This is a genomic window from Ensifer adhaerens (assembly GCF_002940685.1).
Taxonomy (GTDB): domain Bacteria; phylum Pseudomonadota; class Alphaproteobacteria; order Rhizobiales; family Rhizobiaceae; genus Ensifer; species Ensifer adhaerens_E.
Genome location: NZ_PNFP01000037.1, coordinates 1 through 14140 on the forward strand (window position 1 = coordinate 1; position 14140 = coordinate 14140).

Sequence of the window (14140 nt, forward strand, 5' to 3'; positions counted from 1 at the left end):
CGCCTCAAGGATTGGCGCCGCGTTGCCACAAGGTATGACAAGCTCATGCTGAACTTTGCCGCGACATGCTACATCGCCGCAATCGTCACATCGTGGCTCAATTGAGTCTGGAGCCTAAAGCACACGATCGACCACACAGCTGAACTCCTTGATACGGCTGACCTCAGGGGCTGGCTCGTGCGGCTGATGGTAGACCTTCGCCTTGGTCGCGGCAGACGCTGGCAGCGGGCGGCGCGGCTTCAGGAATTCAGCCGGCGCTCGTGATTTAGCAAGTCGCTTCAGCATTACGGCGGCTCCGTGACGCGGATTGAGGCTGGCCGTCCAGGGTATGCCGCGACATTGGAGGCGATCCGCATCGCGTTCGAAACTGCTGGGTTAGAGTTCATCCCGGAAAATGGTGGCGGCGTCGGCGTGCGCTTCTCCAAGCCAAGAGAATCTGACTTGCCAGACGGTTGAGGTTGCCTAGATTCTGTCGGCCGAGATCAAGTCAGCCTTGCGCGAGAGGACCTTGTACGCGCCTGGAGGCTTCCTATCTCAATTGCCATCCTCGACATGGAGCCCCGAGATGGACCAGATGGCAACGAAAGCAGTTTCGGATCACCAGATCGAAATCATCCCGCCCACGCGTGACAAACCAGACGTGCAAGCGACGGCGATTTGCCTCTGTTGTCAGAAGAAGCGCCTCGCCTCGCGAATGGACGCAGACGGTTGCGGCATATGTGAAGAGTGCCTCGCGCCCTGAGGCGGGATCGACTGGGATGGCGGGTTGCGCTCTCAGGCTGGCCTGACGTTTTCGGCCCTCGATTTTCCGGTCTTTCGGTCTTGCCCAATGTCGTAGCTGACCTTTTGACCGTCGCGAAGTGGTCCCGCGCCTTCGACCGCGGACACATGGACAAATACGTCGGTTCCACCGTTCTCAGGTGAGATGAAACCGTAACCCTTGTCGTGATTGAAAAACTTTACCGTACCGATCGCCATGATAATCCTCGTTGGCTCTAGGGTCTGCGCAACGCTTGCGGAGCCTATTCAACGCATTCGCCTCCCGCAATCATGCAAATGGGTGAAATTGCGGCTGGCTAGCTTACAGACCAGGCCGCCCATGACGCAGCCGCTCACCTTGATTTCGCTGCCGGCGATCTCGGCCTTGCGTATTCCTTGCTGCCATTTGGTGAAGAGATCAGCTTTCCGGCGTACTTTCCATTGCCAGTGGACTTGAAAGCGGCGAATTGCTTGCCGTTGAACGCGCCGCTCGTGTAGGTCATGCAGAAGCCTGCTCCGCAAGCTGCCACCTTTGCCATTCCGCCGGTCTTGGGTGTTCTATAATCGCCTTGGATCGGGTCGGCGTGGGCTGCCCCGGTCGTCAGCATCATTATGGTGGACGCCAACGCCATTTTCGAAGGTCCACAGGGCCTGCGCCTTCTTTGGCGAAGGCGCAGGCCGATCGTTTGTGACGCGGGCAGGGCGGCCGCGCACTGACCAGCTGCCGGAAAGCAGCCTCCTCCCATGAGCTGATCTACGGCGCCGTGAAGATACCCAGATTGACAAGCTGGACGCGTCGGTTGCTGGCCGCATCGCCTTTCGTACCATCGATTGGGAAGTACTCGCCCACACCAACGGCGTAGAGCCGTTCAGGGCCGACTGCGAATGTCGTCGAGAGAATCTCCCCGATGGCCACGGCGCGTTTCTCGCTGAGTTCCAGATTATGCTTGTCACTTCCCGTTGAACTCGAGTGGCCAACGATCAGGAACTTGTAGGCCCAGAGATTCGGGTGATGTAGCGCATCGGCAATCAGGCCGAGAGACCTGTAGGACTCCGGCTTGATCATGACCGAGTCGTTCTCGAAATCAATCTCGACGACCATTTGCGGGAGCTTGGCGATCTTGCCCCAGTTCGGAAGCGACGCCATCGCCACTCCGCCACTGTCTATGGCTTCCTGGCGGAGAATAGCGATGTCGATCAACGGAGCCGCACCGACGAGCTTGCCAAGCCCTGACACGATCCGTTGTTCGGAGACCTCTTGAGCGGCCGTGAAATCCGGTGTCATCGATGTAGCGACTAAAAGGGTGAGGAGCAGGGTACGGATCCTGGTCATTTGCTTATCTCCAGCCGGCATCGGTAATCGCCTGATTGCACGCTTTGCCGACGCGCCTTTCAGCCTTGATGAGGCATGCCAGACGGTAGCCGTCGCCCTTCACGCTCGAGCAGAGCTGCGCGATATCGTGTTTGCAGACACCGACGTACGCGGCCTGGGCTTGCTCCCGTTGGCTGATCGAGGTGAGCACAGTCGTGATCGTTCCGACGCAGACTGGTGAGATTTTGGCTGCGTTTTTCTGGAGGCAATCGGCAATCCGTCCGTTGCCGAGATTGAGGCCATGACAGAACTTTTTGATGTCTGCACCGCAGTCCTGCGCCAAATTCGTGACGGCGTCGGCGTAGCTCAGTGTTTCTGCGCGCGTCGCGCCCGTTAACGCGAGCCCGATTAACAATGTGGCTGCTATAGTACGTCTCGTCTTCAACGCTCGTCTCCCTTTAGATCTGAGGTGGCTTGGTTTGTTTGGACAGGTGCCTGCTGAATTCTAATCAGGCGCTCTTGAAACCAGTCGAGTCGACAGGGCGTTCGCTAGAATCGCACCACGAGGCCCATTATCGGCCCTTGCTGAACTGCGTCGAACACGAACCCGTCGTCGCTATAGTCCACGCCCAGCGCGCGGTAGCCGGCAACCATCGAAATCGTATCGTTGAACCGGTAACCCACCGCCGCGGCGACGTCCCAGTCGAGATCGGCGCCACCAGCACCGACAAGGCCCCAACCGGTCAGATAGAGCTCGGGTGTCAGCGAATAGGTGCCACGAACGCCGGCCAGACCGTCCACCCAGGTTGCCTCATCGCTTCTGGATCTCCCATCGAGAAGGCCGCCCCGGAAGGAAAGCTCGCTTTCGACGGACCATATCCGCAGGCCGCTGACCACATCCAATTGCACTGTTTCGCTCTGGAAGATGGAGTATCCTGCGCCGAGCAGTCCGGCGAACGTTTCGGACGTGAGTTCCACGTCAGTCGCGAGGACGCCTCGTGGCGTGGCCGCCTGCCCCGAAATCTTCGTATACATGACGTCAGCGAAGATGCTGTAGGGACCATTGCGGGCTTCACCAATCGCCATCGCACCGAACTCGAGGTTATTAAAGATGTCACCGAAGCTGGAATCGACATCCACCGCCGGCAGCCCGAATTGCGCTACCTCCCCCGACAATCCCGCCGCCCAGAAATAGGGGGCAAAGGAAAAGGTCCATCCGCTTTCGGTGGTCGTCTGTTGGAGCTCCGGCGTCATCGGGGAATAGCTGTCCGCAGCCTTGACCGTCCCAGCAACGAGGCAAGTTCCGATTACCGCCAGGGTACGAACAATGTAAACCTTCATGAAATCTCCCCTCACGGTCGCCGTTGCGGCCAACCCCTATTTTAGGCCTTGGTTCAAACCGGGCTGACGACCGCGGCTTGATCAATGAATTCGGATGCTACCGAACTGTCGAACTATCGATCGCAGTCGCGTGAACTCGTTCCGCTCGCTCGTTTGCACTCGCGATCGGTTGTGGTTGATTTTGCTCCGCCGGACGGTCCGACGAGTGTTTCGACGTGATGCGCATAGTTCTGCCGCGTGTTTTGATCGACGATGGCAGCCGGCGCAGAAACGACCAGCCCCGCAGCGGTCCCGACGGTTTGTGCGGCCCCGGCGGTTGCCGCGACGATATGGTCGCCAAGCCCCACTCTGCTGTCAGTCAAGGTCTGCCTGTCGGAAAGGCGTCTGCCAATCAGTTGCACGATTTCTGGCGACTCCGCGAACTTCGTGTGGTGCAGATCGTCACCTGCCTTGATCTTGGTGAGATCTACGACGGTGATCCCGTTCGCTGCCAGCTCCTCCTTGTAGGGGGATTGCTCCGGATCGATCGCTCCCAACCGAGAGACATTGCCCCAGACGCGTCGAGAAACAGCGAGTGCGCGGTCGTCGCGTGAGACGAAAAGGGTGAAGCGCGGCCGCCGCTTACCCATGTCGCTGATCTGCGAACCGAACACGTCGACATCGACGTCTGGCGCCGCCAGCATGACATTCTTGAACTTTGCCGGCAGTCCGTCGTTGCGGATCGCCATCTGTCGCAGGGATTCCAGGGCCAGCCAGTTGCCCATCGAATGTGCCAGGATCGACACTTCCTTGACCTCGGGATCACGCGCCAGGTACTGGAACAAACTTTCTACTGCGTTTCGCGTGTAGTTGGTGCTTTCGCGATCATATCCGTACGCGAGCAGACTCCCGCGCGATGGCCACGTTGCGAGTACCGGCACACTGCGCGCGCCGGAGTCGTGGACGATCTGGGCGAAACGGAAGACTGCATCCTCGAAATGGTTGTTGAACCCGTGGATAAAGACAAGGACGCTGCCGTCCGAGCTCTTGCGCACATGGCTGTTCAACCATTTCTCGGCGGCCAGCCGGTCGATCTCGTCAGCCTTCACCGCCGCAAAATCCGTCGCCGGGTTCGGCGGAAGCTTTCGCGGCCAAGCGACGTCACCTGCCTTGCGAGCGGTCTCAGGTGGGATTGACACCGTAATGTCCGCGAATGTTGGGCTTTGCGCGCGCTCGCCACTGAACATCTCACCTGGCTTGCTCGCCCGGCCCCTGGTAGTCGCGACCAGCATTTCAACCTGAGCGGCCGACGGGTTGGCCGCGACCGGTTCAAGCACCCCGGTCGGGCGGCCCGCACATGCGGAGAGAAGCGTCAGACTTATCAACGCAACGTATCGATAGTGGAGCCGTGAGGGCGCGTTGACATCCCGTGAGAGGTCCCCTGTCAAGTTAATCTCTCCAATAGGACATCCTCTCCATGTCAGTCGCATCTCGGTACCCCATTTCCGAACCTCGAATGTCGAGCATTCGTTAGCGTGAGAGACACCAAGAATCCCACTTCAGCATTTCATCTATCGATGAACGACCGCGTCGCCCGCTCGCAAGATTGGAAAGTTGCGCGCTTCCCCGGAGCCGTTGCCAGGAATTCGCGATTGGAGCGGCAATCAAAAGGTTCGCCGCTCCAACGCTCTCAGCATGTTACTCGATCGGCTCGAACTCGCCCGGTCGCCAGGTCTTATCGAACCAGGGCTCGAGTGGCCCATAAAGCCGCAGAAGCGTGTACCATCCCTTGCCGGCGACGGTTTGTATCCAGTTAGCCTCCTTGCCTTCGGGGGCCTTCGGACCGAAATAGAGCTCGACCGAACCATCGGGATTCTCGATGAGCTTGTCCCGCTTGTTGTTCTTGCTTGGGAAGGTCTGGCCGGTCTGAAGTTGCGAGCGCGTCTGCGGATCGTAGACCACCACCGACCAGAAATCCTTGGCCGGCGGATTGGCGGGAATGCGAAGCTTGTATGTTTTCGCACCATCCAGATAGTCGCCGTTCTTGTCGGTCGCGGCATATGCGTACTGGGAACCGGCGCCGATCATCTGCTCCACCATGGCAGGCGTGTTGACCGTTGCCTGGTAGAAGAACAGGGTCCTGGCGTCGAGATAACGGCCACCCTTGCCGCCATCCCGAAGCCATTGATAGCTGCCGCCGACGAAAGCCTCGCCCCATGCACTGTTCGGATAGAGACGGAAGCCGTCGAGGCGCGGTCGGAAAATCAGCGCGCGGGCGGTTGCGTTGCCGACAGCGACTGCCTCGGTCAGCAGTTTCTTCATCCGCGCATCCGGGGCGAAGGGCTTGCCCTTTTCAATGCCGATGGAGGCAAACAGGCCCAGCAGTTCCGGATCGAGCATCGAACTCGGCTCACGATCGATGACCGTATGGAGTTCTTTGTAGAACTCATAATTGTTGGCGTGAATAGTATTCCAGGACTTGCGCGATCCGCTGATGAACTCCATCTTCGGCGGGTTATCACGCTTGCTGAGCGGATAGACCTTCAGTCCGCTTTTGAAGGAAGCCACCGCCGCGTCGGGCTTTCCATCGACCAGAAAACCACGCAGGATCAGCCAATTCACATAGCTGGTCGACTTTGAGACGAAGTATTTTTCGCCATCGACCTCTGCCTCCATGCCGCCGACCGGCGGATCGAGATCTCCCTTGTAGTCGGGCGGAAGGATCAGGTACTTGCCACCCCTGCCTCGATCAGGACCCGGCCCGCCCATGTCGGTCACGAAGCGAAAATAGGCATCGTTGACCGTGCCGGGACCAGACCCGGCAGGAATCTCGACAACTGTCGGCCCGTCTTTCCCCAGGTCGAGAACGACGCTGCCATAGACAGTATCGGTGTTGCCGGTGAGGAACAGCGGCGCCGAGTCCATGAGCTGGTCAAGAAGGATTGCCTTATAGGACGTGTCCGCGCCCAACTCGAGATGCCCGAGCCGAATGCCTTCGACGGATGTGGCGGGGATGCCGTTGAGGAACGCCTCGACGCCGCGCATGAGGTCGAGATTGTCATAAAGCCTGTCGACCGTTGCTTCATCCGGCATCCCGTCAAAGAACTTCAGCGTACCCAACCTCGTTTCCACCGTGTCGGGGGTCATAATCTCTTCGGGGATTTTATGGTTGTAACCTGGGGTTTTTACCTCTCCGGCCGCAGTCAGCGTCGTTGCAAGCAAACCGGCCGCGGCCAACACCGCAGGACGAAGCATTTCAGATAACATGTTTGCCCTCTCCTGGACTTTCTAGCTGATACGGCCACCTGCGTTACAGGACGAAGCCTCCCGACGATCCGCCGACCAAACCCAATTGTTCGTTGCGGAGACTAGCTGTTTCTCCCCTTGCCAATCTTACCATTTCCCGCCAAATCGCAGACGCCCCGGGAATACACAGTTTGAACAACCTACCACTTATGATTGCTTTGAAAAGCGCGAATATTTGACCATCCGCTCCGAGCCCGATGAGACTTGGCGTGAAAGGATAAGACCCGGTTTCGTTTCCGTAGCATCTTCAGGACGAGGTCTCGGGTGCTTGACCTCAGATGCGCTCTGCGTCTGTGGCTGGGGGGCGCCCCGGTACGCTGGACGCCATATTGAAGGGAGGCTGATCTATGCAGGCGTATGTCGCGACTACATCGAATTGCAGATATTGCTTGCCAATTCTACCGGCGGTCGAATATGTGAAAACTATCCATTTCACGCCAAACCCGAATTCAGGAAACATCTCAGATAGCAGCGATCCCCGTGATCTCGAGCCACGTCTTGCAAGGCTTGCCCGCGTTCGTTCGAAGCGAGCTCGGGGAGAGAGCGTTGCTGCGCGCCAATCGCGCCGCGGGTTTCGACGTAGAGCTGATTGAGGATCGCAATGTCTACATCCCCCAGCAGTCCGTTATGGGCTTCGTCGAAGCAATGGCGAGGGCAGTGGGCGACGCGAAGCTCGGACTTCTGCTCGTGCCCAATATGGACGTTTCCGCGTATGGCAGCTTCGGGCGTTTTATAACTGAGGCAGCCACGCTTGACCAAGCGATAAAGCGAAGCATCGTGGCGCTGCAGTACCACAGTAGTTTTGACAATTTGACCGTCACAACAACGAAGGAGAACCTACGGTTTGGTTATAAATCGGCGCTGGCTGGGTCTCGGGGATATGAATCGGTCGCATGTGCCGCCGCTGGCGAACTGCTAAGCCTCTTTAAGGCATATCTGCCTGACCATTGGCGCCCCCTTCGTGTCGAACTTGACATACCGACGCCGAGCCATATCTCGCTTTTTGAGGATGTGTTTCAATGCCCGGTCATATTAAATGCGCCAGCAGTGGCGGTCGTCGTTGAGCGGCATCGGTTGATGGCTGCGTCGCGACGAACATCTCGGTCGATCGTGACTCTCGAGGACGTGGCTCGCGATCGTCCAGGAGGGGCACCTCGGAGCCTACTGGAAATAGCCACTGCACAAATTCGCGCCCAACTCCTGGCAGGGGATGTGTCGATCGAGGATGCTGCGCGATCCATGGACACAAGCGTTCGGACACTGCAGCGTGAGCTTCGACAGGCCGGCGTCGACTTTCGTAGCCTGACAAGCGCAGTGAGAATTCAGCGTGCGACGGAAATGTTGCGCAACGGGACCGTGTCGATCAGCAGCATTTCCGAGGATCTGGGCTATTCCTCTCCCGCCGGCTTCACCCGAGCTTTTCGAAAAGCGACCGGATTTGGGCCTCGGGAGTTTCGCGTCAAGGAAAACCTATCTGCTGCCGATACCGACGAACGAACGGGCCAGCTGTAGCCGAGCCTCGCTAAGGCAATTGCCCCAGAGGCTCCACGTGGGATTTTTAAGCTGGCGAGGCGGTGCCCGGCCAAGTCGTCTTACCCGGAGACTGCCGCGCCGCGAACGTCGCTGCCGCTGTGTCCTTATCGTCACCGCTGACCTGAACCACGGGCTGAGCAAAGTCGATTTTATTTTCATGGAAAGCCTGCATGACCATCGCGTAAGCATTGCGACGGATCATTGTCTGTTGCCCCGGCTTGCAGGTGAAGGCGATGCCAAGTTCAATTCCATATTCACCGATCTGCTCGACGCCCTTCAGTTTGAGCGGCTCGATGAAGAGCGAACCTAGTTCCGGATCGGTCTGCAATTGCGCGCCGATCTCCTTGATGAGCTTGCGGACTTTGTCAACATCAGTTTTGAAAGGGACACGAATGCGGAACTTGTCGACAGTCCAGTCGCGGCTGGCATTCTTGATCGCGCCAAGCGAACCGAAAGGTACGGTAAAGATTGGCCCGCGGTGGTGCCGCAGCCTCACAGAACGCAGGCTGAAGGATTCCACGACGCCCGTATAACTTCCTGCTTCGATGTATTCCCCGACCCGAAACGCGTCGTCCAGCAGGTAGAAAACGCCGCTGACGACGTCCTTGACCAAAGTCTGCGAGCCGAATCCAATCGCAACGCCGGCTACGCCCGCCCCAGCGACCAGCGGGCCGATTTTGACGCCCATCTCCGAAAGGACCGTGAGCACCGCGACACAGAGAAGTGCCGCTGCCAAAGCGTTGCGGAAGACGGGCAGCAAAGTGCGAAGCCGGCTTTCTCGAGCGAGTGCGTTCGATGGAAGCGTACCCTCATCACCGACATCGCTCAGCTTGCGGGTGATGTAGGCTTTTGCCAATTGCCAGACGAGGTCAATGATAAGCAGGATCACGACGCTGTTGAATGCCCCGGCGATGAGCGTCCGGATCAATGTCACTTCTCCGGAAACAAAAGGGAAATTGTTTCGCCAAACGAAGGCAACCCAATCGACCGCTGCAATCAGAATTATGGCGCGCGTTCCGCGGACGAGCAGGACCGCCTTCGGGTCCGATGGGTCTCGCTCATTTGAGCGAGAGGGCGAGAATGAAAGCATCAGGCTGTCGGCAATCGACAAAGCGCGGGGCACGATGACAAGCATCATGCCGAGCCAGAATAAAGCCAGGAATCCACCGCACCAGAGCAGCCACAGCACGATTACGCCAGAGATGCTAATAGCACCAGAGATACGGTCTCGCAACGACCGGACATCGTTGCTGCGCTGACGCCAGATCATCGCGATTGCTAGCAGAACAATTGGGATGGACAGTCCGATAGTGAGGGCTGACTGGACGTCGGCTGCAAGACCAAGGCGTTCGGTTACAGCCAAGAATGCCATCGTCGCTGCCAGCAATGCGACGAATATCCGGGCCCGCAAATAGGAGCGGGCCGACATTATGGACGCGGCGAGCGCGATGCGGCAGAGCGCGGTCGCGATCTTGTAGACGACCAAAGCGAGAAGCGAGTAGAGTGCGACCACACGCACGAGTGGCGGCCAGGCGAACAGGAGAAAGAGGATCGCGACGGTCGCCGTGAATATCGAGAACGTCAGAAACTCCGTGTAGGTCTGCCGCAAGATTGGGTTGGGGAAGGGCACGGCGGGCACTGAATGGCGAAAAATCCATTCGATGCCAAAAGCTATGCCAGCGATGATTGCCAACACGAGCGCCGCGGGCATTGCGCCGTTGTTCCGCGCGTCTTGCCAAACCGCAGACACGACGCGCGAAAGTTCATCGCTGACGCGCGGTACTGCGGCGAAAAACGCATTGAGACGGGCGCGCAAGAGCACCTCGCGTTCCTCAATGAACCACACTGCCTCATTATCGCGGGACTCGGAAGCGGCGGCTTGCTTCTGCTCCAGCCAGGCCCTCACGTCCTCATCCTCAAGCAGACGCAGCAGTTCGGCCACCTTGGACGGCTGAGCAATAGGGGGCACAGGCGTTTGCGCCTGCAGGTGCGTAAGCCCACAAAGGCAGAGGAACAGACTGCATAGCAAAGTCCGAAGGAGGTACATAAAAGCCCGGCCCACTGGATCAAATCCCCTCCCTCAAATTATTGGTCTCCAAATAACCAACGACAGGGGTCAAGCTGATGTAATTTGTTCATCTTCACTCAGGACCGTGCTCAACAAGAGACGTGGATGCCGAGACTTCGTGTTTGCAGCCGCCAGGAACCGGAGCCGCGGCGGCTGCATGCAGGCTTGTGGAATTAGCTCACCTTCTTCACAGGCGGTATCGTCCAAGAACCGTCAATGATGGAGGGATTGCTCTCGTTGGGCCAGTAGAGGCGCATCATGAGAATGAACTTCCCCTTGGGTGCTGGAAGCCAGTTCGACTCCTTATCTGCCCCGGGCGATTCATTCTGAATGAACAAATCGATCGAGCCGTCCGGATTTGCCTTCAGGTCCTGCCGTGCACTGATCGAATAGCGGTTGAGCGGATTGTCGACGAAGAAGTACCCCGCATCGTACATCGTCAAGGACCAGAAACCGGACACGGGCGGCGTCTGGCCTTTCTTGAAGGTCATGACGTACTTTTCTGAACCGTTATAGGCCCGCTTGATCAGACCGCCGCCGGATTTCATCGACGTTGGGTAGACCGCATCCTGTGGCCGGTTTGCCCCAAGACCGATCGCAGTGACCAGGGCACGCTGGATGTAGTTGGTGCCATAGATGCCAGTCTTGGTCGTGAAACCCCAGCCATCGATATCCTGCACGTCACCATCGCTGAGCTTGAAGTGCATCATGATGCGCGCGAAGGCGACCTGGGGCACGCGCTTGGCAAACGCCGGGTCGAACTTGCTTTTATCGAAGTCCTGACCCGGGACAATGCCAAGCTCGGCGAGCTTGGCAATCATCGGTGCATCCGCCTCACTCGGCGGGTTTCGTTTCAGGAGCTCGGCAAACAGGGTGAAGTATTCAATGGCATCCATGCCATTGACCTGCTCGCGAACGGCAGTCTCCATATCGATGGCCGGATCGACTTTACCCTTGGGCGCTGTCCAGTCCTTGCCCCACGCGCTTAAGGGGTAGAGCTTCACTTCGTCCTGAAGCTTATGGACTTCGGCGTAGTCCTCCTCAGTCCCCGTGCAATAGATGCGTCCAAGCAGCCAAACGATGCTCGTCGGAGATTTGTATTGGGTCACGCCTTCGGGAAGCGTGCCTTCCCAGCCAGGTCCCGTCACCACGAATGTCTGCGCCTCGGTGCCCGTTGTGCGCTTTCCCGGAACGTCGAAAACGGTCGTCCAGCCATCCAGCATCGGAAACAGGGCGTAGCGATCCTTGAGGTCGGGCAGGCTGACGACCCAGGGCTCATCGCCCACGTCGAAGAACGCGGTCGTATAAAGGGTATCGGCGTTCGGTGCGGTCACGTCCCGAAACTTGGCGTCCGGATACTGGCGCAGCTTGATCAGATGCCCCATGGGGCCACGGGTTCCTTCAGGTTCCGCGACGTTGGTAATCACGCGCCGGGTCAGTTCCATCGTCACTAGAGGATAGGCATAGGTGTAGGCCTCGACGGCGAGCGCGAATTCGTCGAGCCCTTCCGGCAGATCTGCGACGAACCCGTCGGCGGCAGCACCAGGTCTTGCGAGGGAGCCTGCCGCCAACACTCCAAGACCGGCGGCCGTCAAGTCACGACGCGTAATATCCATTCTATACCTCCATCAAAAAATCGAGTTGCGACGTAATGCTGTGAGTTCAGTCAATGTAAACGACGACGTAGCGCCCGCCGGACGGCTGGTAGTAGACCCCGCCGCAGCGCCACACGACCGTGCCATTGACACTCGTGCTAACGCAGCCTGTGGGCAGTGCGGCAACATACACCGTGGAGCGGCGGATCACTCGGCGCGTGGTGCGGCGAGCGACACCGGCGACACTTCCAGGCGTCAACGGCCGTCCCACGACCGCATGCGCCTCGGATACGAATGAGCCGAAGGGCCAGGGAGCGGGAGCGTCCGCCGCGAGCATGGCGAAACCGGCGATGGCGAGTGAAAAGATCTTTGCGTGCAGCTTGCGCGTCCTCATTGCACTGCCTCCAGCGAAAGCTCGCCGGTGACATCGGCATGGACGTGTTCGAGCTTCTTGGCAGCCGCTGGCGGGGCGAATTGAAACTGTTCGCCTTCGATGCCATCCGACTTCCAGTTGCTGAGCCGCAGCGAATATTGCGGCGCTCCCGTAGTCCATTTGGTCGTGATCACGTATTTGAGCGGCAATGGTCTGCTGCCCCTGCTGATCCAGATTTGCCAGTCGGCAATGTCGGTCCTGAAGGCGAGATGATCACATTCCACCCCGTTGACAAAGGCCGACCCCACAACAGTTCCTTCTGTCACGCCGTCAGTGAGGACAGCATAGGGATCTCGTGCCAGAAAATCCGCTCCCGGCGTATCAAGTCCGGTGGCGGCGCGAAGCTCCTCGGCCGCATCTTCAACACTCGGACCGGGGCTCCGAAGCTGCGCGTAAACGTTCAGCACTTTGTCGTGCAGGGATATCGTGTCGCCATCAAATATCACCTCCGCCTGGGCAAAGGGACCCATGCGCTTCAGTCGAAAACCTTGCTCGCGATCGACGGCAATGGAGCCGGAGGCGCTGTACTGGATTTTCTGACCTTGCAGATAAACGACTTCCTGATCGACGTCATAGTCGGCACTGAGGGTCGGCGCCGACTTGAGAGCTTCGCTCATTGCAGCCAGGATCCGATGCGCCTCAGGTTCGATTCCGTCTTGCGCCGACACCGGCCAGGCCACCATGCAACCAGCGGCCACCAACATTGCGGTCAACTGGCGCCGCCAAGCTGCGCCGGGTAATCTCAGTCCGCCATCCATTCGCTCACCCACAGGCCTGTTGATTTGCTTGCCGGCCGGATCTCGCAACAGTTATGGCTGCTGCGTAGATCTGGGGCGCAAAGGCATTCCGGCCTAGGGATTACTGCTGTATTAGCCGCGTGTGATCTTACCATTTCACGCCAAGTTGCAACTTTAATGTTACTTGCGACCGTGGGCGGAAATCCAGTCAAAGATCGAATGGCGGGCGCGGACTCTTCAGTGACGCGATAACCCGCGGTTGATTTTGAGGACTTGCCTAAACCCTCGGCATCGCAGTTAGGCCTTCGGCTGCTCTGTAAAAGGGGTTTCAATGGATGTGGTCACAGCGCCTGGACTTTCTGTCGATGACAAGCGAACCATCCTCGCGGCATGGGCTTCGGACCTTTACGCGATCGAGTCGAAACCGGTGCTGCGTCATGTTCCAGGAACACCTGAGCCAGGTCGATGATGTTCAGTTTGCCCTGAGTCCGTCGTAGGTGCGGCCGTTGCGGCCCAAGAGTGGCCCGATGCGCGTGTCGGAACCTCGACGAGACCCTCGCATCGTCCGCCGAGCCGAACCGCAGCCTCTGGGTACGGGAGGCTGCGGTTGGAGTCGCCGCGAAGTTTGCAGGGACGCAGTGACTGACGAAACTTATTCAGCTGCAAGTTAATTTAGGGTTTTCTTCTATTGCGCTCGAACGTTGCCTCTATGTGGTACATAGCGGCGGAATGACGCGTCCCTTGGGTAGCAGTCGGCAATTGGCGGCACAATTGCGTCGATTCCCAGCGGCACTGAAAACCCTCAGCAAACGCCGAAAGAAACGGCCCCATCGGGGCCGAGACTAAGGATTGGGTTGCCGCATTAGCGCATGCTTTCGAGACGCAAACGCTCCTTTTCGATCTCGTCCTCCGTATAGGGATCGAGTGTCTCATCGAAGCGTGACCAGCCCTGCTCGGAGTAAGAGGCGCGGCGCTGGACCGGATCGACCCAGCTGCCCCAGCGCAGAATGGCTTCCGCATCCGCGTAGAGCGCGTTATCGACACGGGCGGTGACGACGGCGCCGCCGCGGCGCACGC

Annotated in this window: 13 protein-coding genes and 2 pseudogenes; 2 read left to right on the plus strand and 13 right to left on the minus strand. The window is 58.6% G+C overall.

Going from position 1 to position 14140, the window contains the following annotated elements:
- Positions 1-105: pseudogene (locus tag C1A35_RS36950) on the plus strand (IS5/IS1182 family transposase); the annotation flags it as partial.
- 9 nt (positions 106-114) lie between these two features.
- On the opposite strand, the gene C1A35_RS36280 reads toward C1A35_RS36950, so the two are convergent.
- The 8 genes from C1A35_RS36280 to C1A35_RS35090 form a co-directional block, all read right to left on the minus strand.
- Positions 115-285, minus strand: a complete 171-nt coding sequence (locus C1A35_RS36280) for a hypothetical protein (RefSeq protein WP_158665282.1) — start codon at positions 283-285, stop codon at positions 115-117.
- Between the two features lie 489 nt (positions 286-774).
- Complete coding sequence (locus C1A35_RS35060) at positions 775-978, minus strand: cold-shock protein (RefSeq protein WP_104668835.1); 204 nt, start codon at positions 976-978, stop codon at positions 775-777.
- A gap of 134 nt (positions 979-1112) precedes the next feature.
- Positions 1113-1370 (minus strand): DUF2147 domain-containing protein, encoded by a 258-nt coding sequence (locus tag C1A35_RS35065; RefSeq protein WP_104668836.1) that lies wholly within the window; start codon positions 1368-1370, stop codon positions 1113-1115.
- Between the two features lie 143 nt (positions 1371-1513).
- Positions 1514-2092 carry an OmpA family protein gene (locus tag C1A35_RS35070; RefSeq protein WP_104668837.1) on the minus strand — a complete coding sequence of 193 codons (579 nt, stop codon included), beginning with the start codon at positions 2090-2092 and terminating at the stop codon, positions 1514-1516.
- Between the two features lie 4 nt (positions 2093-2096).
- Positions 2097-2516 (minus strand): cysteine rich repeat-containing protein, encoded by a 420-nt coding sequence (locus tag C1A35_RS35075; protein ID WP_104668838.1) that lies wholly within the window; start codon positions 2514-2516, stop codon positions 2097-2099.
- Positions 2517-2620: 104 nt separating this feature from the next.
- Positions 2621-3412 (minus strand): hypothetical protein, encoded by a 792-nt coding sequence (locus tag C1A35_RS35080; RefSeq protein ID WP_104668839.1) that lies wholly within the window; start codon positions 3410-3412, stop codon positions 2621-2623.
- Between the two features lie 113 nt (positions 3413-3525).
- Positions 3526-4839 carry an alpha/beta hydrolase gene (locus C1A35_RS35085; RefSeq protein WP_440271588.1) on the minus strand — a complete coding sequence of 438 codons (1314 nt, stop codon included), beginning with the start codon at positions 4837-4839 and terminating at the stop codon, positions 3526-3528.
- A gap of 250 nt (positions 4840-5089) precedes the next feature.
- Positions 5090-6658, minus strand: coding sequence for a DUF1254 domain-containing protein (locus C1A35_RS35090; RefSeq protein ID WP_104668840.1), 1569 nt, complete (start codon positions 6656-6658; stop codon positions 5090-5092).
- Between the two features lie 585 nt (positions 6659-7243).
- Between C1A35_RS35090 and C1A35_RS35095 the strand changes: the two genes are divergently transcribed.
- Positions 7244-8209, plus strand: coding sequence for an AraC family transcriptional regulator (locus C1A35_RS35095; protein WP_234823128.1), 966 nt, complete (start codon positions 7244-7246; stop codon positions 8207-8209).
- A gap of 46 nt (positions 8210-8255) precedes the next feature.
- Here C1A35_RS35095 and C1A35_RS35100 read toward each other — a convergent pair whose 3' ends face one another.
- The 5 genes and pseudogenes from C1A35_RS35100 to C1A35_RS35120 all read right to left on the minus strand — a co-directional run.
- The gene (locus tag C1A35_RS35100) at positions 8256-10172 is read right to left on the minus strand and encodes a mechanosensitive ion channel family protein (protein WP_158665283.1); all 1917 of its coding nucleotides are present in this window, start codon (positions 10170-10172) and stop codon (positions 8256-8258) included.
- Positions 10173-10471: 299 nt separating this feature from the next.
- Entirely contained in the window at positions 10472-11914 is a 1443-nt protein-coding gene (locus tag C1A35_RS35105) for a DUF1254 domain-containing protein (RefSeq protein ID WP_104668843.1), read from the minus strand.
- A gap of 46 nt (positions 11915-11960) precedes the next feature.
- Positions 11961-12230 (minus strand): hypothetical protein, encoded by a 270-nt coding sequence (locus tag C1A35_RS35110; protein WP_234823132.1) that lies wholly within the window; start codon positions 12228-12230, stop codon positions 11961-11963.
- A 53-nt stretch (positions 12231-12283) separates the two neighbouring features.
- Positions 12284-13084 (minus strand): DUF2092 domain-containing protein, encoded by an 801-nt coding sequence (locus C1A35_RS35115; RefSeq protein ID WP_234823129.1) that lies wholly within the window; start codon positions 13082-13084, stop codon positions 12284-12286.
- 841 nt (positions 13085-13925) lie between these two features.
- Positions 13926-14140, minus strand: a pseudogene (locus C1A35_RS35120) (hypothetical protein); the annotation flags it as partial.

What these genes read in the sequence shown, in the direction of transcription:
- C1A35_RS36280 (WP_158665282.1), bottom strand. Translation starts at nt 285, where the DNA reads ATGCTGAAGCGACTTGCTAAATCACGAGCGCCGGCTGAATTCCTGAAG.
- C1A35_RS35060 (WP_104668835.1), bottom strand. Translation starts at nt 978, where the DNA reads ATGGCGATCGGTACGGTAAAGTTTTTCAATCACGACAAGGGTTACGGT.
- C1A35_RS35065 (WP_104668836.1), bottom strand. Translation starts at nt 1,370, where the DNA reads ATGATGCTGACGACCGGGGCAGCCCACGCCGACCCGATCCAAGGCGAT.
- C1A35_RS35070 (WP_104668837.1), bottom strand. Translation starts at nt 2,092, where the DNA reads ATGACCAGGATCCGTACCCTGCTCCTCACCCTTTTAGTCGCTACATCG.
- C1A35_RS35080 (WP_104668839.1), bottom strand. Translation starts at nt 3,412, where the DNA reads ATGAAGGTTTACATTGTTCGTACCCTGGCGGTAATCGGAACTTGCCTC.
- C1A35_RS35090 (WP_104668840.1), bottom strand. Translation starts at nt 6,658, where the DNA reads ATGTTATCTGAAATGCTTCGTCCTGCGGTGTTGGCCGCGGCCGGTTTG.
- C1A35_RS35105 (WP_104668843.1), bottom strand. Translation starts at nt 11,914, where the DNA reads ATGGATATTACGCGTCGTGACTTGACGGCCGCCGGTCTTGGAGTGTTG.
- C1A35_RS35110 (WP_234823132.1), bottom strand. Translation starts at nt 12,230, where the DNA reads ATGCTCGCGGCGGACGCTCCCGCTCCCTGGCCCTTCGGCTCATTCGTA.
- C1A35_RS35115 (WP_234823129.1), bottom strand. Translation starts at nt 13,084, where the DNA reads ATGGATGGCGGACTGAGATTACCCGGCGCAGCTTGGCGGCGCCAGTTG.